Origin of the sequence: Bacteroides caecigallinarum, assembly GCF_016901995.1 — a bacterium.
GTDB classification, from domain to species: Bacteria; Bacteroidota; Bacteroidia; order Bacteroidales; family Bacteroidaceae; genus Phocaeicola; species Phocaeicola cellulolyticus.
Genome location: NZ_JACJLE010000017.1, coordinates 46,638 through 69,955, shown reverse-complemented (window position 1 = coordinate 69,955; position 23,318 = coordinate 46,638). Strand labels below are relative to the sequence as shown.

15 protein-coding genes are annotated in these 23,318 nt (G+C 39.7%); 8 read left to right on the top strand and 7 right to left on the bottom strand.

Annotation, left to right across the window (positions count from 1 at the left end):
• Positions 1 to 125: 125 nt before the first annotated feature.
• Both H6A61_RS06330 and nagB read right to left on the bottom strand, forming a co-directional pair.
• Positions 126 to 2,111: a glucosamine-6-phosphate deaminase gene (locus H6A61_RS06330; RefSeq protein WP_154043956.1), complete on the bottom strand. Its 1,986-nt coding sequence runs from the start codon at positions 2,109 to 2,111 to the stop codon at positions 126 to 128.
• Between the two features lie 171 nt (positions 2,112 to 2,282).
• On the bottom strand, positions 2,283 to 3,074 hold the full coding sequence (gene nagB, locus H6A61_RS06325; protein ID WP_154043955.1) for a glucosamine-6-phosphate deaminase: 792 nt from the start codon (positions 3,072 to 3,074) through the stop codon (positions 2,283 to 2,285).
• A gap of 182 nt (positions 3,075 to 3,256) precedes the next feature.
• Between nagB and H6A61_RS06320 the strand changes: the two genes are divergently transcribed.
• Positions 3,257 to 4,459, top strand: a complete 1,203-nt coding sequence (locus H6A61_RS06320; protein WP_154043954.1) for an ROK family transcriptional regulator — start codon at positions 3,257 to 3,259, stop codon at positions 4,457 to 4,459.
• 70 nt (positions 4,460 to 4,529) lie between these two features.
• Here H6A61_RS06320 and H6A61_RS06315 read toward each other — a convergent pair whose 3' ends face one another.
• The 4 genes from H6A61_RS06315 to lysS all read right to left on the bottom strand — a co-directional run bounded on the left by H6A61_RS06315 (position 4,530) and on the right by lysS (position 9,528).
• Positions 4,530 to 5,261, bottom strand: coding sequence for an HAD-IA family hydrolase (locus tag H6A61_RS06315; protein ID WP_154043953.1), 732 nt, complete (start codon positions 5,259 to 5,261; stop codon positions 4,530 to 4,532).
• Between the two features lie 84 nt (positions 5,262 to 5,345).
• Positions 5,346 to 6,695 (bottom strand): glucose-6-phosphate isomerase, encoded by a 1,350-nt coding sequence (locus H6A61_RS06310; protein ID WP_154043952.1) that lies wholly within the window; start codon positions 6,693 to 6,695, stop codon positions 5,346 to 5,348.
• A 10-nt stretch (positions 6,696 to 6,705) separates the two neighbouring features.
• Positions 6,706 to 7,701, bottom strand: a complete 996-nt coding sequence (locus H6A61_RS06305; RefSeq protein ID WP_154043951.1) for an NAD(P)H-dependent glycerol-3-phosphate dehydrogenase — start codon at positions 7,699 to 7,701, stop codon at positions 6,706 to 6,708.
• Positions 7,702 to 7,797: 96 nt separating this feature from the next.
• A complete protein-coding gene (gene lysS / locus H6A61_RS06300) occupies positions 7,798 to 9,528 on the bottom strand; it encodes a lysine--tRNA ligase (protein WP_204392155.1) in 1,731 nt (576 codons plus the stop codon).
• 245 nt (positions 9,529 to 9,773) lie between these two features.
• On the opposite strand from lysS, the gene H6A61_RS06295 reads away from it, so the two are divergent.
• The 6 genes from H6A61_RS06295 to H6A61_RS06270 are packed head-to-tail and all read left to right on the top strand — an operon-like array spanning position 9,774 to position 15,883.
• The gene (locus H6A61_RS06295; RefSeq protein WP_154043949.1) at positions 9,774 to 10,535 is read left to right on the top strand and encodes an amidohydrolase; all 762 of its coding nucleotides are present in this window, start codon (positions 9,774 to 9,776) and stop codon (positions 10,533 to 10,535) included.
• A gap of 8 nt (positions 10,536 to 10,543) precedes the next feature.
• The gene (locus H6A61_RS06290; RefSeq protein WP_204392153.1) at positions 10,544 to 12,166 is read left to right on the top strand and encodes an indolepyruvate ferredoxin oxidoreductase subunit alpha; all 1,623 of its coding nucleotides are present in this window, start codon (positions 10,544 to 10,546) and stop codon (positions 12,164 to 12,166) included.
• Positions 12,163 to 12,744: an indolepyruvate oxidoreductase subunit beta gene (locus tag H6A61_RS06285; RefSeq protein WP_204392151.1), complete on the top strand. Its 582-nt coding sequence runs from the start codon at positions 12,163 to 12,165 to the stop codon at positions 12,742 to 12,744. Before H6A61_RS06290 ends, H6A61_RS06285 begins: the two co-directional genes overlap by 4 nt.
• A gap of 22 nt (positions 12,745 to 12,766) precedes the next feature.
• Positions 12,767 to 14,080, top strand: coding sequence for an aminotransferase class I/II-fold pyridoxal phosphate-dependent enzyme (locus tag H6A61_RS06280; protein WP_204392148.1), 1,314 nt, complete (start codon positions 12,767 to 12,769; stop codon positions 14,078 to 14,080).
• Positions 14,081 to 14,122: 42 nt separating this feature from the next.
• Positions 14,123 to 15,424, top strand: a complete 1,302-nt coding sequence (locus tag H6A61_RS06275; RefSeq protein WP_204392146.1) for a phenylacetate--CoA ligase family protein — start codon at positions 14,123 to 14,125, stop codon at positions 15,422 to 15,424.
• Between the two features lie 42 nt (positions 15,425 to 15,466).
• Positions 15,467 to 15,883, top strand: a complete 417-nt coding sequence (locus tag H6A61_RS06270) for an ACT domain-containing protein (RefSeq protein WP_154043944.1) — start codon at positions 15,467 to 15,469, stop codon at positions 15,881 to 15,883.
• 73 nt (positions 15,884 to 15,956) lie between these two features.
• Here H6A61_RS06270 and H6A61_RS06265 read toward each other — a convergent pair whose 3' ends face one another.
• Positions 15,957 to 19,895 (bottom strand): hybrid sensor histidine kinase/response regulator transcription factor, encoded by a 3,939-nt coding sequence (locus tag H6A61_RS06265; protein WP_204392144.1) that lies wholly within the window; start codon positions 19,893 to 19,895, stop codon positions 15,957 to 15,959.
• A 308-nt stretch (positions 19,896 to 20,203) separates the two neighbouring features.
• Between H6A61_RS06265 and H6A61_RS06260 the strand changes: the two genes are divergently transcribed.
• Positions 20,204 to 23,308: a SusC/RagA family TonB-linked outer membrane protein gene (locus tag H6A61_RS06260; RefSeq protein WP_204392142.1), complete on the top strand. Its 3,105-nt coding sequence runs from the start codon at positions 20,204 to 20,206 to the stop codon at positions 23,306 to 23,308.
• Positions 23,309 to 23,318 lie beyond the last annotated feature (10 nt).

Below are 23,318 nucleotides of genomic sequence, written 5' to 3'. Positions count from 1 at the left end.
TGGTATCCTAAATAAAGAACCGCCACGTGCGGAACCGCATGCGTGGTGGTGGGAGAGGTCGGAGAACGAAAGTAGGAAGAAAACTACTTCGTTTTCCTCCTACTCGATTGGAATTAATATTGTTTTTATAGAGGCTTGTACTCAACGAATGCTTCCATTGCTTCGTAACATGCCAGTCCCAATCCGTCGTAAAGAGATGCAGTTCCGCGGTTACGGTCTTCACTTCTTTGCCAGAACAGACGTTCGTCGTTGCCAAGGAATGGAGCACTTTCCATCTGTGACTGGTGTTTTAGGATTGAGTTACGTTTTGCACGCAATTCTTCAGGACTCAGAGGAACAGCCATTTCGATGTTCTCTATTTCCCATTCTGCCCATGCTCCACGATACATCCATATTCTACAGTCTTTAAGCCATTCGGCTCCGGCATTCTTTTCTTCGTCGATAGCTGCAAATACGGCATCAGTACATACCCTGTGAGTTCCATGAGGGTCGGCCAAATCGCCTGCCACATAAATCTGATGAGGTTTTACTTCTCTAAGAAGGTTAAGTACTATTTCAATGTCAGGAAGGCTGATAGGGTTCTTTTCAATCTTACCGGTTTCGTAGAATGGAAGGTCGAGGAAGTGACATCTTGACAAAGGAATATTGTTGTATGTACATGCTGTACGTGCTTCACCTCTACGGATGAGTCCTTTGATGGTAAGAATGTCTCTTGAATCCATGTCGCCTTCTTTCTTTTCGGCAAAGAACTTCTTTATTTCGGCGTACTTGTCGCTGATAGTCTGGTTCTGGTTGTCGTCGAACAACTGATTGAAACCATTGATGAAGTGCATGAATCTTACAACTTCTTCATCGCCTACGGCAATATTTCCTGAAGTCTGGTATGCTACGTGTACTTCATGTCCCTGCTGAACAAGTCGTCTCAGTGTTCCACCCATTGAAATGACATCGTCGTCAGGGTGTGGAGAGAATACGATAACTCTTTTAGGGAATGGTTTTGCTCTTTCAGGACGGTAAGTGTCGTCAGCGTTAGGCTTTCCGCCCGGCCATCCTGTGATAGTGTGCTGAAGGTCGTTGAATACCTTGATGTTTACATTGTATGCAGAACCGTAAAGAGCAAGAAGTTCACTCAGACCATTGTCATTGTAATCCTTGTTGGTCAGTTTCAGGATAGGTTTGCCTAATGTCTGGCACAACCAAACAATAGCGCTTCTGATAAGCTTGTTATTCCATTCGCAGTTTGTAACCAGCCAAGGGCGTTGTATTCTTGTCAGATAAGCTGCGGCAGCAAGGTCTGTGCATACCACTGCATTTGTGTGCATCTGAAGGTATGAAGCAGGCAGTGTGTCTGTAATTTTTTCTTCTACAGTCTTGCGTATGATTTCTGCTTTGTCCTCACCCCATGCTAGCAGGAATACTTTTCTTGCACCAAGAATGGTTTTGATACCCATTGTAATGGAGCAAGGAGGAAGATTGTCAACACCAAGGTTGTGAGCTGCTTCCGAACGTGAAGTACTGTCAAGCAATATCAGGCGTGTAGATGAGCTGGCCTGCGAGCCAGGTTCGTTCATACCTATGATTCCTTTTCTTCCTATTCCTAGAATAGCAATATCTATACCTCCGAATGTCTGTATTCTTTGTTCGTATAGTCTGCAATGGTCGATGATTGCATCCTGAGGAATGCTGCCTTCCATTGTGAAGATGTTCTGTCTGTCGATGTCAACCTGCGAGATGAACTGCTTCATCAGATGGCTGAAAGTACTTCCGGCACCTTCGTTTATAGGATAGAATTCATACAGATTGAACAAGATGACATTTCTGAAGCTTACGCCTTCGTCTTTATGACGGCGAATCAGCTCTGTGAACAATGGGCGTAGTGATGATCCTGTACCTAATGCTATTGTACAGAACTTTCCTTCACGCTGTCTGTCCTGTATCTTTGCTATTATTTCATCTGCAATATGCTGTGTTCCTTCGTCCATTGATTCGAAAATGTTGGTTGTAATCTTTTCGAATCTTGTGATTACCGAACGTTCAACAGCATTTTCAGGCTTGTAATAGCGTGTTGATACGTTATTCAGCGAGATTTGCGATGTAAGATTAGTTCGCATAGTTTCTCCTTTTTTGTTAGGTTAATGAATTTTTTTAGTTCACTCTGTTAATATAACAAAGATAAACCCAAAAAAGTTGACAAGGTTTGTCATCAGGATAAGAAACATTGTAACAGAGGCCTTGTCAACTTTATATTTTTCAGTTGCTCTTTCGAAGCTTATCCAAATCAATTAAAGATTGTCTTTTTCAATATCTTTGAAGTATTTGTAAGTACCTACTTTAAGTTCGTCTGTAGCAGCTTCGTCGCATACGATGATGCCGTGCTGGTGCATCTGCAAAGCACTGATAGTCCACATCTGTGTGATACCGCCTTCTACTGCATGCTGCAATGCGCGTGCCTTGTTGTGACCGTTACAGATAATCAATACTTCTTTTGCTGAAAGAACTGTTCCTACACCTACTGTAAGAGCTGTCTTAGGAACTTTGTTTACATCATTGTCGAAGAAACGTGAGTTTGCGATGATAGTATCTGTAGTAAGAGTCTTTACGCGTGTACGTGATGTAAGTGATGAACCCGGTTCGTTGAATGCAATGTGTCCGTCAGGACCGATACCGCCAAGGAACAAATCTATACCACCGAATTTTTCGATTTCCTTTTCGTAGTTGGCACATTCAGCTTCAAGGTCAGCTGCGTTACCGTTCAGTATATGTATATTCTCTTTACAGATGTCTATATGATTGAAGAAGTTATTGAACATGAAAGAGTGATAGCTTTCAGGGTGTGATTCAGGAAGACCTACGTATTCGTCCATGTTGAATGTAACGACGTTCTTGAATGATACCTTACCCTGTTTGTTCAGTTCAATCAGAGCTTTGTACATTCCAAGTGGAGATGAACCTGTAGGAAGACCCAAAACGAAAGGTTTTTCTTTTGTAGGATTAGCTGCATTGATTTTTTTTGCAACATAGTTTGCAGCCCAATTAGAGATTGACTGATAATCTGGTTCGATAATTACTCTCATGATTTTTTGGTTTTATTAGTTTATAAATTTAGTTAACTATATTCTTGTAATGAAAATATTTTGATAACTATGCAAAGATACCTATCATAAATTAGAAAGGCAAATAAAAAAAAAGATTTTTTATTGGTGTGATATTAAAAAAAACTATTATTTTTGTAGCATATACTATAAAAACTATAAATATGGGACAGAGGCTATTGGATGAAATTAAGAAAGGAACTAAGAGTGCTACGATGAAACGTCGTATTATCACTCACTTTATATACAATGGTGATGCTACAATAACCGACCTTTCTAAAGATATGGATTTAAGTATTCCTACTATTACAAAACTGATAGATGAAATGTGTGAGGACGGGTATGTAGATGATAATGGTAAGTTGGAAACAAATGGTGGGCGACATCCTAATTTATATGGTCTGAATCCCGATGCAGGCTATTTCCTGGGGGTAGAAGCAGCACAGACTTATTTGAGCTTCTGCGTGGTTAATTTTAGAGGTGAAATCGTTGATTTTAAGACCAAAATACCTTTCAAACGCGAAAATACTGTTGAATGTCTGGATAAAATGTGTGACGAAATTTTGTTGTACATAGATTCGTTACCTTACAAGAAAGAAAAATATCTCAATGTTTGTTTGGGATTGCACGGACGAGTAAATCCTGTGACAGGATGTAGCTATGGAACATTCAATTTTGCACAGACACCAATCAGCGAAATGATTACCGACAGGATTGGAATCAATGCCTGTGTTGATAATGACAGTAGGACTACTGCTTATGGTGAGTATATGTTACATTCTGTAAAATGCCCGAAGAACCTTATTTTCATTAATATAAGTTGGGGATTGGGAATGGGTATAATAATCGACGGAAAATTATACAATGGAATGTCAGGATTTGCCGGAGAGTTTGGACATAACTTCGGATATGACAATCAGCAGATATGTCATTGTGGAAAGAAGGGATGTATAGAAACGGAAGTTTCCTGCTCTGCTTTATATAGAAAATTTATCGAAAGACTTAAAAATGGAGAAAGCTCCGTAATATTGAAAGAAAAGTCTATAGAAGAAATTGAGCTTGATGATATTTTCAATGCTGTTGACAGAGAGGATGTTCTTGCTATTGAACTCGTAGAAGAGATAGGACAAAAGCTTGGTCGTCATATAGGTGGATTGATCAATATATTCAATCCCGAACAGGTTATTATCGGCGGTGATTTGTCAAGGGTAGGAGATTATCTTCTTCATCCGGTTATTTCTGCAATCAGAAAACATACTTTGAATATGATGTATCGTGATTCGGATATCGTATTGTCCGAATTGAAAGAAAAGGCAAATGCTGTTGGAGCCGCTTTATTGTCAAGAAGTAATCTTTTTGTAATATAATTAATATTGTTATCTTTGATATTTAAGGTGAAAGCTGTCAGGTATATATGACTACTTGACAGCTTTTCTTTTATAGGTTTATTTCTTTTCTAAGATTATCCCATTTTTCAGAAAGTTCCTGCATGGAACCGAACAGAAGGTTTGCGCCTTCATCTAGCAGTGCTGAGTCTGGTAACGGTCCTGTATTTACAGCTATTGTAAATATACCTGCTGCAACTCCTGCTTTTACCCCTAGTGGTGCATTTTCTACTACAACAGCTTCGTTTGGTGCAATTCCTGCTTTTTTCAATCCCATAAGATATGGCTCAGGATTTGGTTTGCCGTATTTAACGTCGAATGCAGTAACCATGAATTCTTTTTGGAATATTCCGGGGAAATGATGGTTCAGATTGTCTATCAGTGATAGTTGTCCTGATCCTGTGACCAACACGGGCTGAAGTCCGGATTCTTTGATATTACGGAGTAAAGTATATGCTCCCGGCATAGGTTCAGCCTTTGGGAGAGTGTTGAAGATATCACTTTTGGTTTGGTATATTTTCTTTATTTCTTCTTCATCTGCGTTGCAGCCTCTTTCGCGCATGCAGACTATATTAATAGTACTTGCTCCGGTGCGTCCCTCGTGCATGTATGCTTCTTCTTCGCTAAGATTCATACCATACATAGACATGGCTTTGTTCCATGCTTTTGCATGATTCTTCATTGAATCGAACAAAACACCGTCCATATCAAACAGGACGGCTTTTAGATTTATCTTGCTATGTCCTTTTTCCTTTAAATAGTTTTGTATTGCTTGTTCAAACATTACCTGTGCTTTATATCATTTAAAGGCACGTATTACAGCGATGCCGTAGTACGTGCCTTGTTATTTCTGTAAGTTTATGAATCTTTATTTTTTCAGACGAGCCTGAATAGCTTCTGATTCTTTTTCGTAACCAGGTTTGTTGAGCAGAGCAAACATGTTTTTCTTGTATGCTTCAACTCCAGGCTGGTTGAATGGGTTTACTTCGAGGATATATCCGCTGATACCGCAAGCTTTTTCGAAGAAGTAAATCAACTGTCCGATGTAGTATTCGTTCAATGCAGGAACAGATACTCTCATGTTTGGAACACCACCGTCAACGTGTGCCAACTGAGTACCAAGTTCTGCCATCTTGTTTACTTCGTCAACTCTCTTGCCTGCAAGGAAGTTAAGTCCATCAAGGTTCTGTTCGTCTGTAGGAACACGCAATTCGTGGTTAGGAGTTTCTATAGATACTACTGTTTCGAAGATAGTACGTTCGCCTTCCTGAATCCACTGACCCATTGAGTGAAGGTCTGTAGAGAAGTCAACTGAACTTGGGTAGATACCTTTACCGTCCTTACCTTCAGATTCGCCGTAAAGCTGTTTCCACCATTCGTTGAAGTAATGTAGTTTTGGCTGGAAGTTAACCAAAATTTCAATCTTCTTGCCGTTGCGGTAGAGCTCGTTACGAGTTGCAGCATAAAGGGCAGCAGGGTTTTCGTACATATTTTCGTTAGCACAAACTTCTTCCATTTTGCGTGCACCTTCAACTAGCTTTTCGATGTCGATGCCTGCTACTGCGATAGGAAGCAAACCTACCGGAGTAAGAACAGAGAAACGTCCGCCTACGTTGTCAGGGATGATGAATGATTTGTAGCCTTCGTTGTCGGCTGTTACACGTGCAGCACCTTTCTTTGCGTCTGTAACGGCTACGATAACCTTGCGTGCCATTTCCTTGCCGCGCTGGTCTTCGCACTGCTTTTTAAGAAGACGGAAAGCAAGAGCAGTTTCTGTTGTAGTACCTGATTTTGATATATTGATTACACCGAATTTCTTGTCTTTCAAGAAGCTTGTCAGTTCATAAAGATAGTCTTCGCCGATGTTGTGTCCTGCAAAAACGATAGTAGGTTCGCCTGCTTTCTTTTCTTTCAACCACTGGAAGCTGTCAGACATAGCTTCGATAACGGCACGTGCACCAAGATAGCTACCACCGATACCTGCAACAACCACTACTTCGCAGTTTTCACGAAGAACAGCTGCTGTAGCTTTGATGTCTTCGATATGTTCTTTTGTTATAGAAGATGGAAGGTGAAGCCAGCCCAGGAAGTCGTTTCCAAGTCCTGTTCCTTTTTCAAGAGTTTCCATATAAGTCTTAACCAATGGCTCGTAAGAAGCCAATTTGCCTTCTGCCATGAAGCTGGCAGAATTTTCGATGTTTAATTTAATATTTTCCATATTCAAAAGTTTATCTGAATGAGTCTGTTAAAAGCTTTATTTCTATCATAGGATTTATGCGTTCGTACAATATGTTATAGACAGCATCAACTATAGGCATATTAACGTGTAAATGTTTGTTCAGTTCCTTGATACATTTTGTTCCGTAATAACCTTCGGCAATCATTTCCATTTCTATCTGTGCACTTTTCACAGAGTATCCTTTTCCTATCATCGTACCGAAAACACGGTTACGGCTGAAATTGGAATAGCTTGTCACCAGCAAGTCGCCAAGATAGGCAGAATCGTTGGTGCATCTGTCCACTGGATGTACTGTATTCAGGAAACGGTTCATTTCTTGAATAGCGTTGGAAATTAGTACTGCCTGGAAATTGTCTCCGTATTTCAGACCGCTGCATATACCTGCTGCAATAGCATAAACGTTTTTCAATACTGAAGCATATTCAATACCCGCCACATCGGTGTTTACTGAAGTTTTAATGTAATGACCTGCCAGTTGTTGTGCAAAGATTTTTGCCTTTTCAATGTCCTTACAGCCAACTGTAAGGTAAGAAAGGCGTTCAAGTGCCACTTCCTCTGCATGGCACGGACCTGCCAATACGGCAATGTTTTCTTCAGGAACATCATATACCTTATTAAAATAGTCAGAAACAATAAGATTCTCGTCAGGAACGATACCTTTTATGGCTGTCACTATGAATTTGTCCTTGATTTTTGTTTTCAGTTTCTTTAGATGACTTTTAAGGTAAGGTGATGGAGTAACGAAAATCAGTGTGTCTGATTCTCTTACTACCTTATTTATATCTGATGAAAAGTTGATATTCTTTACGTTGAAGCGTACACTGGTCAGATAAGCCGGATTATGCCCGAGACGTTTGAAATCTTCTATTCTGTCGTCCCTACGCATATACCAGTTTATTGATTCGGCTTGGGTAAGAATAATCTTTGCGATAGCTGTGGCCCAGCTACCTCCTCCCATAATAGCTATTTTACCAGGGAATTTCACTTTGGTAATTGTTTTATTGGTTTTTAAGTCATAAAGTCTTTAAGTTTGTAAGTCCTGAACCAAATCAGATACTTACAAACTTAAAAACCTAAATACTTATTTTATATTCTGTATCCAATTGCTGACTTCGTCAACTGTAGGATTCTTAAGCTCAAGTTTATACTTCTTGTTTACTCCGCAGATGTCCATGTGAAGTTTCTGAGGATTTACGTCCTTCATGTCGGCTACCATGTTGTATCCGGCTTTCTGGATCAGTGCTACCCATTCTTCCGGAACACCTATTTCCATGAATTTAGCAGGAGCATCCTTTGGTATCACCTTTTCAGGTCTCATCTGAGGGAAGAATAATACTTCCTGTATTGTGCTCTGACCAGTCATAAGCATAACCAGACGGTCCATACCGATACCCATACCTGATGTAGGAGGCATACCGTATTCAAGTGCACGAACGAAGTCCTTGTCGATAATCATAGCTTCGTCGTCTCCCTTTTCGCTAAGTCTCATCTGCTCTTCGAAACGTTCAAGCTGGTCGATAGGGTCGTTAAGCTCTGAGTAAGCGTTACACAATTCCTTACCGTTAACCATAAGTTCGAAACGTTCTGTCAAGTCAGGATTGCTGCGGTGACGCTTAGTAAGCGGAGACATTTCGATAGGGTAGTCAGTGATGAATGTAGGCTGTATGTAGTTGCCTTCGCAGAATTCGCCGAAGATTTCGTCGATAAGCTTGCCTTTACCCATAGTATCGTCAATTTCCATATTGAGCTTCTTGCAAACTTCACGAATCTGGTCTTCGTTCATACCTGTAAGGTCATAGCCTGTGAATTCCTTGATAGAATCAAGCATAGTCACACGCTTGAATGGAGCCTTGAAGTTGATGATATTGTCGCCCACCTTCACTTCTGTAGTACCGTTTACGTCAAGACAGATCTTTTCAATCATGTTTTCAGTAAATTTCATCATCCAGTTGTAGTCCTTGTATGCTACATAGATTTCCATACAAGTAAACTCTGGATTGTGTGTGCGGTCCATACCTTCGTTACGGAAGTTCTTACCGATTTCATATACACCTTCGAAACCACCCACGATGAGACGTTTCAGGTATAGCTCGCTGGCGATACGCATGTACAAAGGAATGTCAAGCGCATTGTGGTGAGTGATGAACGGACGTGCAGCCGCACCACCTGCGATAGGTTGAAGAATAGGAGTTTCAACTTCGATATAGCCTTTAGAGTTGAAGTATTCGCGCATTGAATTGTAAACTTTGTTGCGCTTTAGGAATATGTCTTTCACTCCGTCGTTTACCACGAGGTCAACATAACGCTGGCGGTAACGGAGTTCAGGATCTTCGAACTTGTCGTAAGCCACTCCATCTTTATATTTTACGATAGGAAGTGGTTTGATTGATTTAGATAGAACTGTAAGTTTCTTTGCGTGGATTGAGATTTCACCCATCTGAGTGCGGAATACGAAACCTTCGATACCGACAAAGTCGCCCAAATCAAGTAAACGTTTGAAAACTACATTGTATAAATCCTTATTTTCATCAGGACAGATGTCATCGCGAGTGATATAAACCTGAATACGGCCTTTGGAATCTTGTAATTCAATGAAAGAAGCTTTACCCATTACACGGCGTGACATAATACGTCCGGCTACAGAAACCATGCGAGGTTCTGCCTCATCGTCTTTGAATTCATCTTTTATATCAGTAGAAAATGCGTTTGTTACATACTCTGCTGCAGGATACGGGTCTATGCCCATAGCTCTCATCTCATTCAGACTGTTGCGTCTGATAATTTCCTGTTCACTTAGTTCTAATACGTTCATTTCTTATATATTAACTATATTTTGGTACAAAAATAAGAAACATTTCGGAATATATTAATATATGTATGATACTTTTTGCTTAAATAACCCTATGTGTGTCTCTTTTGAAATCTTTTTTATTGTGCCAAATGTCCTCTTCTGCTATCAAAAGTATTCAAATGTTTGCAAATGTCAAATAAAATGTCGTAATTTTTTGTGAGTTATCATTAAATTGTTACCTTTGGGCTCTTCTAAATGTGAAAAGCATGAAAATAGTTATTTTACAAACGGATATTGTTTGGGCCAATCCTTCGGCCAACATCGAAAAAGCAGACGAAATTATAAACAGATATGAAGGTGTTGATATTTTCGTATTGCCTGAAATGTTTTCTACCGGTTTTTGTACTAATCCGGAAGGTATTGCGGAAAAATCCGATTCCAAAACCTTAGAGTGGATGAAACATACGGCGCAGCGCAAGAAATGTGCTATTGCCGGCAGTATAGCGTTGGAGGAAAAAGGTCAGTATTATAACAGATTCTATTTTGTACATCCAGGAGGAACAGTAGAATGGTATGACAAGAAACATTTGTTTACTTACGGTGGAGAACACAAGCACTTTACAGCCGGAACACGACGTGTTATAGTCAATTATAAAGATGTAAGGATTTTGCTGCAAATTTGTTATGACCTGCGTTTCCCTGTATGGAGTCGTAACAGGAATGATTATGATATTGCTTTCTATGTTGCAAGTTGGCCTACTCCACGTGTAGAAGCCTGGAAGATGCTTCTCAAGGCAAGAGCAATAGAAAACCAGTGTTATGTAGTGGGGGTTAACAGAGTAGGTAAAGATCCGAACTGCGATTACATAGGAGGTAGTGCCGTAATTGATCCATACGGAAAAATAATCGAAGCTTGTGAAGACGGCAAGGCTTGCGAGGCTGTTGTAGAAATAGATATGTCGGAATTGGAAGCATTCCGCAAGAAATTCCCGGTATTGAACGATGCCGATCCTTTTGAAATAGTATAACTCGAAATATGGAAAACAATAAGAAATTATTACTCTTGGGCGACCAGGCTATAGCTTTGGGAGCCATTCATGCAGGTATCTCCGGAGTATATGCTTATCCGGGTACGCCTTCTACAGAAATTACAGAATATATACAGGAACATCCTTTGGCAAAAGAACGGAAATTACACAGCAGCTGGTGTACTAACGAAAAGACCGCTATGGAAGCAGCTCTTGGAGTAAGTTATGTCGGCAAGCGTGCTTTGGTGTGTATGAAGCACGTAGGTATGAATGTATGTGCCGATGCTTTTGTCAATTCCGGTATGACAGGGACAAATGGGGGAGTTGTAGTGGTTGCAGCCGATGACCCTTCAATGCATTCGTCTCAGAATGAGCAGGATTCAAGATTTTACGGCAAGTTTGCCATGATTCCTATCCTTGAACCTTCGTCACAACAGGAAGCTTACGACATGATGCAGTATGCTTTCGAAATGTCAGAGCGCGAGGGAACTCCTGTCCTTATGAGAATTACCACACGCATGGCGCATTCGCGTGCCAATGTAGCTGTTAAAGATGAGGCTTCTGAGGTAACTTCTACAGGTAGGCCTTCTTCTCCTGCCAATTGGGTTCTTTTACCGGCAAATGCACGCCGTCGCAATAAAGAAGTGATCGGGCTTCAGCCAGTGTTGCGCCAGCTTTCTGAAGAGTCACCTTTCAATAAGGCAGAGAATATATCTTCCGAGAAGGCTGATTTGGGTATAGTAGCTTGCGGCATAGGATATAATTATGTAATGGAAAATTATCCTGACGGATGTCCTTATCCTATTGTCAAAGTATCACAATATCCTCTGCCTACAGATAAGATAATAGCTTTGGCAAACTCATGTAAGGAAATATTGGTGGTTGAAGACGGACAGCCTTTCGTGGAAGAACAGCTTCGCGGTGTATTGCCTTCACAGTATGTGGTTAAAGGACGATTGAGCGGAGCATTGCCTCGTACAGGTGAACTCAATCCTGATTATGTAAAATCCGGATTAGGTATGGATGACACAGAAGTATATCCTTCGGCTCAGAATGTAGTTCCACGTCCGCCTGCACTTTGTAATGGATGCGGACATCGTGATGTATATGACGCTCTGAATAAAGTGGCTGCCGAGTATGCCGATACAAAAATTTTCGGTGATATAGGCTGTTACACTTTAGGAGCACTTCCTCCTTTCCGTGCTTTGCACAGCTGTGTAGATATGGGTGCTTCTATCACCATGGCTAAAGGTGCAGCCGATGCAGGTCAGTTCCCTTCAATAGCCATTATCGGCGATTCTACTTTCACTCATTCCGGTATGACAGGACTTCTTGATGCTGTGAATGATAAGTCTAATATCGTTGTAGTAATTTCTGACAATCTAACCACTGCCATGACAGGCGGTCAGGATTCAGCAGGAACAAACAAGTTCGAGGCTATCTGTCTAAGTATTGGGGTTGAGCCGGAACATGTGCGTGTAGTAGTGCCGCTGCCTAAGAACATGGACGAAATTACCCGCATAATTCGTGAAGAGATAGAGTATAACGGTGTATCTGTGATTATTCCACGCAGAGAATGTATGCAGACACTTAACCGTAAATTGAAACAGAAAAGAGCCGAAAAAAAATGAAAACAGATATAATTCTTTCCGGTGTGGGAGGACAAGGTATCCTCTCCATCGCAACCATAATAGGCGAGGCTGCCACACGCAGCGGACTGAATCTGAAACAGGCTGAGGTTCACGGTATGAGCCAGCGCGGTGGTGATGTTCAGTCAAACCTCCGTCTGTCTGACAAACCCATTGCTTCCGACCTTATTCCTCTTGGAGGAGCAGATATGATTATTTCTCTTGAACCGATGGAAGCTTTGCGTTATCTGCCATATCTCGCCAAGGACGGATGGATTATAACATCTTCCACTCCGTTCAAGAATATTCCGAACTATCCGGATGTTGATGCTGTAATGGCAGAGCTTAATTCTCTTCCAAATGTGGTTTCGCTTGATATTGATGCTATAGCCAAGGAAAACAATATGCCTAAATGCGGAAACGTGATTCTCTTAGGTGCGGCAGCTGCCTGTTTTAAGATTTTGGACAAGAAAACTCTTTATGACAGTATAGAACGAATATTCGGATCTAAAGGCGAGACTGTAGTAGAAATGAATCATCTTGCTTTTAATATAGGTTATGAGGCTGCAGCTTCCAAATGAATAATTTAAGACAAAAACTATTATGAGTAAAGTCTTCAGTAAAGAATTAGTAGAGCAGGTGGTAAAAGAGATGAAGGTTGCCGACCTACGCAATGCTACTATAGGCGATGTTTTGCTTGTAGCATCACGTCTGGAGCAGCTTACAGGCATACCTTTCATCCGTATGGACCAGGGTTCTCCGGGGCTGCCTGCCAACAAAATAGGAATTGAAGCCGAAAAGGCTGCCCTCGACAAAGGATTGGGGGCACAGTATCCCGCTGCAGCCGGAGTTCAGGAACTCAAGGATGCGGCATCTCGTTTCGTAAAGGCATTCATAAATATTGACATTTCCCCGCGTGCATGTCTGCCGACTACAGGTTCAGTGGCTGCATCGTTCGGAGCATTCATAGCATGTACACAGCGTATTCCGGGAAAGGATAAGGTTCTGTTCATAGATCCAGGTTTCCCTATTCAGAAATCGCAGTTGCGTATTCTCGGTATCAAATGGAAACTCTTTGATATATATAATTATCGTGGTGAGGCTCTCCGTGCTAAACTGGAAAGCATGATGGCTGACGGAGATATAGCCGCGATAGTATATTCGAATCCGAACAATCCTGCATGGTTCTGTCTGGATGAGGATGAACTGAAGATAATAGGCGAACTTGCCACTAAGTATGATACAATAGTGATGGAAGACCAGGCATATTTCTGTATGGACTTCCGCAGTCCGTTCGGTCGTCCGTATCAGGAGCCGTATGTGCCTACAGTGGCTAGATATACCGACAATTATATCCTTATGCTTTCAGCATCGAAAATCTTCAGCTATGCAGGACAACGTATTGCACTGGCATGTATTTCCGACAAACTTTTCGACAAGCAGTATCCCGCACTTGCGCAGCGATATGAGGATTCGGGAATATTCGGACCTACATTCATTGCATCCATCATGTATATGATAACTTCCGGATGTACTGCCACCACGCAGTATGCCATGGCGGAAATGCTGAATAAATCCGTTGAAGGAGTGATAGACTTCGTAGAGGATACACGTGAGTACGAACGTCGCGCACGCAGGATGAAACAGATATTTACCGACAACGGATTCAGTATTGTTTACGATTATGATGTACACCAAAAGGTTGGTGACGGTTTCTTCTTCACTTTGGGGTATCCAGGCATGACAGGAGGAGAGTTGCTCGAGGAACTTATGTATTATGGAGTCAGCAGTATTTCACTTTCCACAACAGGAAGCGATCAGCAGGGAGTACGTGCATGCACATCTCGCATGAGGGAAGAACTTTATCCTGTTCTTGAAGAACGAATGAAAGCCTTTAAGGCAGACCATCCTATATAATTACATTTGCAAATATAACATTAACGATTAAAGATAATACCCATGTTTTGGAATGAGAATAAGGAATGTATGCCTCGCGAACAGATGCGCGAGCTGCAGGGGAAAAGACTTCAGAAACTGGTGACATATGTTTATCATAATGTCCCGTTCTACAGAAAGAAAATGCAGGAGATGGACTTGTCTCCCGATGATATCCGTAGTATTGACGATATAGTGAAACTTCCTTTCACTACCAAACAGGACTTGCGTGATAACTATCCGTATGGATTGCAGGCTGCACCCGCATCGGAGATAGTACGTGTACACGCGTCTTCAGGTACAACAGGTAATCCTACTATTGTGGGATATACGCGTAAAGACCTTGCTATTTGGTCGGAAGTGATGTCACGCTGTCTCACGGCATACGGAGTTACTCGTGATGATACATTCTCGGTTAGTTACGGATACGGACTCTTCACCGGTGGTCTGGGAGCACACTACGGGGTGGAAAATCTTGGAGCAACGGTTATACCTGCATCTACAGGTAACACAGAAAAACACATTCGTCTTATCCGCGACCTGAAGATTACCGGTATAGCATGTACACCATCGTATGCCATGTATCTGGCAGAAGTGATGGAGAAGATGGGGCTTACTAAGAATGATCTTGGTCTTCGTATCGGTGCTTTCGGTGCAGAACCGTGGACAGAAAATATGCGTAAGGAAATAGAAGAACGTCTCGGACTGAAAGGTTACAATATCTATGGTCTGAGCGAAATAATGGGACCTGGTGTATCATACGAGTGTCAGGAGCAGAATGGATCGCATATCAACGAAGACCATTTCTTCCCTGAAATCATTGATCCAAACACACTTGAACCATTGCCTTACGGACAGCAGGGTGAACTTGTCTTTACTACGCTGACAAAGGAAGGAATGCCATTGCTCCGTTACCGCACTAAAGACCTGACATCTCTTATTGACACTCCATGTCCGTGCGGACGTACATCTGTGCGTATGACTCCAATCATGGGACGAAGTGATGATATGCTCATTATCCGCGGTATCAATGTGTTCCCTTCACAGGTGGAAAGTGTCATCCTCGAGATGAAGGAATTCGAACCTCAGTATATGTTGATAGTTGACCGCAAAGGCAATCTTGATACTCTGGAAATACAGGTTGAAGTGCGTCGCGATTTCTTCAGCGATGATATTGGAGCAATGCTAGCCTTGAAGAAATCACTTGCCGACAAACTGAAGAGTGTACTTTCTATCAGTGCCGATGTCAAGTTGGTTGAACCTAACAGCATAGCCCGTAGTCAGGGAAAATCGAAGAGGGTGATAGATAACCGTAAGTTGGTGTGAGATGCTCTTAATTTTTAATTTTTCATTCTTAATTAAAGTAACATGACTATAAAGCAATTATCAGTATTCCTGGAAAACAAGACAGGAAGAATAAACGATGTAGTCCGTACATTGGGACAGAATGGCATAAACATGCATGCCTTCAGTATGGCTGAGACAACAGATTTCGGTATTCTACGCCTTATCGTATCTGATGTTGATAAGGCCGTTGAGGTTTTGCGTGCACAGAACTTTGCCGTTATGTCAACTGAAGTTATCTGCCTCAGTTGTGACAATACTCCCGGTTCTCTTGCTGTGATTTTGGAGTATCTGGCAGAAGAAAAAATATTCATTGAATATATGTATGCTTTTGCTCAAAATGACAAGGCACATGTGGTGATAAAGCCTAACGACCTCAAGGCATGCCTGGCAGTGCTTGAAGCAAAAGGCTGCACAGTATTGAAGAAAGGGGATTTATAATAGAATTTATTTAAATAAGACAACTGGTCAGGTGAAAATATCAAACTCACCTGACCAGTTATTTTTTTAAGAATTATCGGTATTGTTTTTTCATCTCTTTTTTATATGCCGTAGGCGTTTTTCCTGTATATTGCTTAAATGCTGTGCTGAAATAGCTTTGCGAAGTAAATCCTACACTTACAGCGATTTCCACAAACGACATGTCGGTTTCCAGAAGTAGTTCAATGGCTTTCTCCATCCTGACCTTACTAATATAATCGTTTATTCCCATATTGGTAAGATTTTTCAATTTGCTATATACCGAAGTGCGGCTCATTCCAAGCTCTTTGCAAATGGTGTGTACTCCCAATTCCGGATCACTCATATGATTATTGATAACTGAATTCATTTTAAGGATAAACGATTCATCTACCTGGCTGAATGTTGTAGATTCTGCTGTAGGCAGTTTCCCTGTATCTGAATATGCTTTACGTGCTATGTCTCTGTTTCTGAGCCTGTTTTTAATGACCTCCAGAAGCATATCAATATCAAACGGTTTCAGGATATAGTCGTCAGCTCCATTTTTATAACCGTTTATTCTGCTTTCGTTATCGTCCTTTGCAGTCAACAGAATTACAGGCAAATGGCTTATTGAAAAGTCCTGTTTAATTGATTTGCATAACTGATATCCGTTCATGCCTGGCATCATAACGTCACTTATTACAATATCCGGTAAATGGCTTTTTATAAGTAACAGGGCTTCTTCACCTTCGGAAGCAGTAATGACTTTTTTGAAATACTCTTTCAGTACCGATTTTAGGAAACTTCTCAAGTCGGCATTATCATCTACTATCATAACAGTATAAGACAATGTATCCATGTCAGTAAGTTTCGTCCCTTCTGATTTATCATCTCCGTTAAAGTCGAATATCAGTTCATTCATATACTGTTTAGGCTCGTAAGCCTTAGTGTCATCCTGTCTTCTTGGAAGCTCGAAAAAGAATGTTGCACCTTCATCCTCATTGTTGTATGCCCCAATCTTTCCTCCATGCATTTCAACCAGGATTTTTGAGTATGACAATCCTATTCCCGTTCCGGTCTCTTCGCCGGCTCCTTGATAAAACCGTCTGAAAAGCATGGATGGATCTGTTCCTTTAAGTCCATGTCCCTGATCGGATACTGATATTTTTACGGAATCACTTTCAACAATGTTTTCTGTAGATATAGTTATAATCCCACCACTGAAAGAATGTTTCAGAGCATTGATTAGTAGATTTGTAAGTATGCTGTCAAATTTCTGTTTGTCCACTTCTATTTCACCTGCAGAATTATCTAGCTTGAACACAACATTGGCTCCAATGGCTTTTGCTTCCTCTATGAAATCCTGACCTATGTATTTTACATATTCGTTCACATCAGTTATACTTAAATTGAGTTTTCCGTTGCCAACTTCCATTTTCCTCACGTCAAGTACCATATTTATAAGATTCTTCATGCGTTGAGTCTGCCTGTAGATACCCTTCAGAGGAAGCAATAATGGATTTTCCATATCCAGAGTTTTCAATATTCTCTGTAATGGTGCGTGTATTAACGTAAGAGGGGTTCTTAATTCATGGCTTATATTTATAAGGAAACGAATTTTATCCTCATACATTTGCTTTTCACGTTCTTTGATTATAAGATTGTGTTTTTCTGTCTTTTTTCTGACTATCAAAATGTTTATGTAAATGAATACTAATACCAAAAGCAGAATGCATGACAGGAAAAACCATTTGGTCTTATACCATGGTGGAATGACCTTAAGTGTCAGAATACATTTTTCGTCTGTCTGATTACCATCTTTTGTATTGCATGATGCCAATATCCGGTATTTACCTGCCGATAATGAATGCAAAGCAAGCTCTGATCTGTATGTCTCGATATTCTTTTTTATATCAGGTCCATATATTTGAAATTTATACATTTTCTTTCTGAAAATATCTTCACCGTTAGCAAATACCCTTATAATCAAGCTACCTGATTCAGACATCTTCAGTTCCGGTATTTGGCCATCGGTAGAAAAAAAAGTTTTCATGCCGTTAAGCTCTATTTCAGAAAGATTCAGAGAAAGTGCAGACGTACTCTCATAATCCTGCAGTTTGTCTATTTTTAATAATCCTCTTACTCCGCCCATAAAAATCCGTCCGTCAGAATTTACGAATTTCGAGCTAGGCATATATTCATTAGGCATCACGCCGTCCGATTCTCCGTAAAACAAAAACTTCTGTTTATCTATATCCCAACAGAAAAGCATGGATTCGGCTCCTACCAATACTTTATTGTTTACACATACTACAGAAGATACACGATTGAACAGTTCTGTTTTTACCCACTCGTGTGTGTGATTCTTGTTGTCGTATCTGATTAATCCTTTATCTGTTCCAACCCAAATTATCCCTGAATTGTCCATGCTTACTGATGTAATTGAAACATCGTTTGAAACTTTGAAAATCATTTCCAATGTTTTGGTCCTGTTATCCAGTCTGTAAACATTATTTATATCGTTAATGTATGTATAGATGGAGTCATTTCCTATGGCAACCAGAGAACCGATACCAAGGTCAACATTATTTTTTTCTTTAATAGTATCAAATTTTCCGGTCTCTTCGTCATACCAATATACAAAATTCGCAAGGAACAATATAGATTTAGGAGTATTTCTGTATATGAAAACGGAATTACCGTGATTACAAAGTTCTTCGTTAGTTTTTTTATCTATAAGTATAAAAGGCTTTTTGGTTCCTGTGACTGTATCAAAAACAAAAATTCCCTCGGCGAAATTAAATATAAGAAGCTTATTATTTCCGAAATCGCAGATAGAAGTTACTTTATCGCCTATGGTAGATGGGAAATGAGAAAATTTTCCATTACTAAGATTGTACATATTTAATCCTCCGCCATTTGTACCAATCCACAGCCTGTCGTTTCCTTCCTTAAATAAATACAGTGCGGTACTGTTTGTCAGTCCGCTATTGTCGCCAGGAAGGACATCCTTATATGTTCTCATCGAAACTTCATGCATACATATGGCTCCATAGTAAATGCTGCCTATCCATACGTTCCTATAATAATCTTCATACAGGCATATTATAGAATTTGAAGGTAAAGAATAGTTGTTTTCGCTTGGTATATGTTTTAGAACTTTAAAAATACCGCTTTCTTGATTTAGTACGGAAATTCCGTCTCCATCAGAACCAAACCATATTTCGCCCTTGTGTTCAATAATACTCAGTACAATATCACTGCTTATTCCTGAATTCTTTTTTGAATAGTAATTAAGGAATCTGAGGTTCTTATCATAGCAGTGCACTCCTTGATTATACGAGGAAATCCAGATTTTCCCTTCATTGTCTTGATATGTGCATATTATATCATTTCCACATTCAGGAAAAGCAGCGTATGATTTTTTTGATTTCAAGTCAACAATTCTCATTCCGTACCATCTGTCGCTACATATTAGTGTATCAGTGCCGGAAAGAATCATATTTGATACATTATAATCATTGGGCAGGTTGAATGATATAAGATCTTTTATTTTCTTTTTATATATGTCGTAGGTATAAATGAAATTTTTTCCTCCCAATATGATTTCTCCTTTATTGACTATGGCACTTGAAGCTATCAGTGGAGATTTATCATCGTTTTCTATTATGCTGAATCCATTTATTGAGTAATCGTATATACTAATACCTTTATTGGTAAGCACCCATAAATGGCCGTTATTGTCTTGGAATATTTTATAGATATAGCTTCCTAACGGTGAGTTTTTATCCTTATTGTAATCTTTGATATTCTGGCCGTCATATCTGAACAAACCTGCTCTTGTGCCCATCCATATAAACCCATACTTGTCTTTAAAAATGCAATGAACTACCGAAGGAACATCAGACGGTAAATATATCTGGCTATATGAATAGTCAGCATATAGTTTGCTGACATGGAGCAACGAACTTAAAATAATTATTACAAATAATATTATCTGTGAGACTTTCATATTGGATTTTTGAGGTTTACTTTTACAAATGTAATAATAATACTTCAATATATAATGTCTTTTAATGTTTAATCTTAAAAGATACTTTTTCAATTCTTTATTTTCAAAAAATGCAAGAAATACTATAACAATATTGAAAATCATATATTTATGTCGATTTTTAAAAATCTAAAGTCATTTTTTAAAAGTAATGAAACTGTCTATTATATAATTTTGCAGCATGAAAAATACAAAGACTAACTTATTAATACCGTATTTTATTTTTTAAAACTCAATTTTATTGAATGGTTAACTTAAAACAAAAACCTATGAAAAAAGACATTTTTTTCAGACTGAATTCTCCATGGAGGAGATGTTTATTACAGTCAATTCCCGTAACCGTAGGTTTGCTTGTCGCAATTAATGCTTATTCAGAGACAAGTCCAAACCAGAACCTTAATCTAGTATCTGTATCACAGCAGAACTTTACTATTACAGGTACTGTGGTTGACGATAAAGGTGAACCACTTATAGGTGTGAATGTACTTGAGAAAGGAACAAATAATGGAACAATTTCAGATTTAGATGGCCGTTTTTCATTGAATCTTTCATCGAAAGATGCCGTGATTGTAGTTTCGTATATTGGATATAAAACTACAGAAGTCGCAGTCAACGGAAGAACGGATATAAGCGTAAGTCTTAAAGAAGATTCCGAAACTTTGGAAGAGGTTGTCGTTGTTGGATATGGAACTCAGAAAAAAGTTAATTTGACAGGATCGGTATCTTCTGTATCCGCAAAGGATATTCAGGATGTTCCCACTTCCAATACTACATCATTGTTACAGGGACGTATGCCTGGTCTGGTTATCAGCCAGAATGGTGGTCAGGCAGGTAAGGAAGATATGGAAGTGCGTGTACGTGGTGTCGGTACATTCGGAAACAATAATCCTATGGTAATAATTGATGGGGTTGAAGGTACACTTTCACAAATGAGCGATATTCCTTCGGCAGACATTGAGAATATTTCAGTATTGAAAGATGCAGCCTCAGCAGCCATTTATGGTGTACGTGCTGCCAATGGTGTTATACTTATTACAACCAAAAGAGGTAAGGCCGGTAAAGTTTCTGTAAACTATTCAGGAAATTATACCATTCAGACTCCTATGTTGCCTAAATATATTGACAGCTATCATTGGGCCTTGATGAAAAACGATGTGGCTCCAGATACATATGATACTGTTGCTCTTCAAAAATTGAAAGACGGTTCAGATCCGGATCATTATGCAAATACAAATTGGTTGGATGAAGTTTTCAGAAATGCAGGTATGCATCAACATCATCTCTCTGTTTCTGGTGGTAATGAAAATACTCATTATATGACTTCTATTTCGTATTCAAATCAAGAAGGTATAATGAAAAAAACAGGTGCGGAAAAGTTTTCATTCCGATCTAATGTAGATAGTAAATTGGGTATTTTTGATTTTGGATTGAATGTTTCGGGCAATAAGAATAATATAGACCAGCCTGCTTCCATTGCCCCAAGTGGTGAAACCAGCGTAATGCGTTATTTGTCATGGTTCTCGCGCCCGACTGTACCTGTAATGTATTCAAACGGATATTATGGATATGTTGACGGTTCGCTAAAAAATGCTGAGTTGGTAAAGAATCCTGTGCAGTTTATGGAACAAGGCTATAGACTGGACGAGACATGGAGATTTAACGGTAAGGCTTATGCAGGAATTGATATCATTGATGGCTTGAAGTTTAAGACAAGTCTGGCATATGCTTTTTATATGAATGCTACCAAGAAATATACACCTAAGGAATTAGGTAGATATGATGCGGAAGGTAACTTGCTGAAAGCTCCTGGTCAGAACAATAGGTTGGAAGATTATTATTGGAGAGATGCAACCGTTACAAATGAGAATATTCTTACTTATGACAAGAAGTTTGGACAGCACAGTCTTAATGTATTGCTTGGTCATTCTGTTATAACTTATAAGAGTTCAACAACTACGGCAGGAATAGAAGGATTCCCTACAGAAAATATTTACGAACTTAACGGAGGTTCAAAAAATCCGTCAGCAATAGGTGAAAGTAGCGAATATAGATTGCAATCATTCTTCGGACGTGTAAACTACAGCTATGCAGACAAGTATCTTTTCGAAGTAAATGTCCGTCGTGATGGTTCTTCACGTATGCCGAAGAGTAACAGATATGCAACATTCCCGTCAGTTTCGGCAGGTTGGGTGTTTACCAATGAATCATTTATGGAAGATTATCAATGGTTGTTCGGTAAGCTTCGTTTCTCATGGGGTAAACTGGGTAATCAGGAGATAGGAAGTTACGCTTATCTCTCAAGTCTGGGAGCTTCCGGTAATTACTATTTTGACCAAGGCAAAGACCCACAGACAGGTATGGTATCTACTTCTATCGCTAACGAGAATATAAAATGGGAAACAACCAGAACAATCAATGCGGCCATAGATCTTGGTTTCTTTAATAATAGACTTCAAACTACTTTTGAATGGTTTGATAAAAAGACTTCTGACATCTTGATGCAGTTGGCTATGCCTAATATTTTCCTTGGTTCTCTTTCAGCTCCTTATCAGAATGTTGGTACTGTAAGAAACAGAGGATGGGAATGGAATGTAAACTACAATGACAGTAAAGGTGACTGGACTTGGTATGCAGGATTTAACTTGTCGCACGTGAAAAATGAAATTCTTTATATGGGTGGATTGTATGAACGTATCAGCGGACAGACTATAAACCGTGTCGGTGAACCTATCGGTGCATATTATGCTTATAAAGCTATAGGATTGTACAGGACAGAGGCCGATCTGAACAGAACAAATTCGAAAGGTGAACTGATAAAACAAAACGGTGTTGCTCCAAAACTTGGTGATATCATGTATGAGAATATTAACGATGATGATAACATTACTCCAGAAGACAGAACTATCATAGGTAATCCTTTTCCTAAATACACTTATGGTATAAATATTGGTGCAGGATGGAAGGGATTCGACATTTCAACTTTCTGGCAGGGAGTCGCTGGTATTTACCGTTATAACTGGGAAACTACAACTGATATCCGAGGTAACTTTACTGACAGATGGTTGGACAGATGGACAACAGAAACGCCTGATGGAAAAATGCCTGCACTTGGTAATACAATGAACGAGCAGTTCTCTTCATTCTGGCTTGAAAATGCAAGTTATCTGAGATTGAAAAATCTTGAATTTGGATACACATTTGGCAGTATTTCAAAACTTGGAGTCTCTAAATTACGTGTTTACTTTGCAGGAACCAATATGCTTACTTTCACAAAACTGGATAACTGGGATCCTGAAAAGGGAGCTGACGATACAAGAAATGATAATTATCCAAATGCAAAATCATTCTCATTTGGTGTGAATATAACCTTTTAAACTATAAAAA

Coding starts and splice junctions, on each gene's coding strand:
- H6A61_RS06330 (WP_154043956.1), bottom strand. CDS start 2,111: ATGCGAACTAATCTTACATCGCAAATCTCGCTGAATAACGTATCAACA.
- nagB (WP_154043955.1), bottom strand. CDS start 3,074: ATGAGAGTAATTATCGAACCAGATTATCAGTCAATCTCTAATTGGGCT.
- H6A61_RS06320 (WP_154043954.1), top strand. CDS start 3,257: ATGGGACAGAGGCTATTGGATGAAATTAAGAAAGGAACTAAGAGTGCT.
- H6A61_RS06315 (WP_154043953.1), bottom strand. CDS start 5,261: ATGTTTGAACAAGCAATACAAAACTATTTAAAGGAAAAAGGACATAGC.
- H6A61_RS06310 (WP_154043952.1), bottom strand. CDS start 6,695: ATGGAAAATATTAAATTAAACATCGAAAATTCTGCCAGCTTCATGGCA.
- lysS (WP_204392155.1), bottom strand. CDS start 9,528: ATGAACGTATTAGAACTAAGTGAACAGGAAATTATCAGACGCAACAGT.
- H6A61_RS06295 (WP_154043949.1), top strand. CDS start 9,774: ATGAAAATAGTTATTTTACAAACGGATATTGTTTGGGCCAATCCTTCG.
- H6A61_RS06290 (WP_204392153.1), top strand. CDS start 10,544: ATGGAAAACAATAAGAAATTATTACTCTTGGGCGACCAGGCTATAGCT.
- H6A61_RS06285 (WP_204392151.1), top strand. CDS start 12,163: ATGAAAACAGATATAATTCTTTCCGGTGTGGGAGGACAAGGTATCCTC.
- H6A61_RS06280 (WP_204392148.1), top strand. CDS start 12,767: ATGAGTAAAGTCTTCAGTAAAGAATTAGTAGAGCAGGTGGTAAAAGAG.
- H6A61_RS06275 (WP_204392146.1), top strand. CDS start 14,123: ATGTTTTGGAATGAGAATAAGGAATGTATGCCTCGCGAACAGATGCGC.
- H6A61_RS06270 (WP_154043944.1), top strand. CDS start 15,467: ATGACTATAAAGCAATTATCAGTATTCCTGGAAAACAAGACAGGAAGA.
- H6A61_RS06265 (WP_204392144.1), bottom strand. CDS start 19,895: ATGAAAGTCTCACAGATAATATTATTTGTAATAATTATTTTAAGTTCG.
- H6A61_RS06260 (WP_204392142.1), top strand. CDS start 20,204: ATGAAAAAAGACATTTTTTTCAGACTGAATTCTCCATGGAGGAGATGT.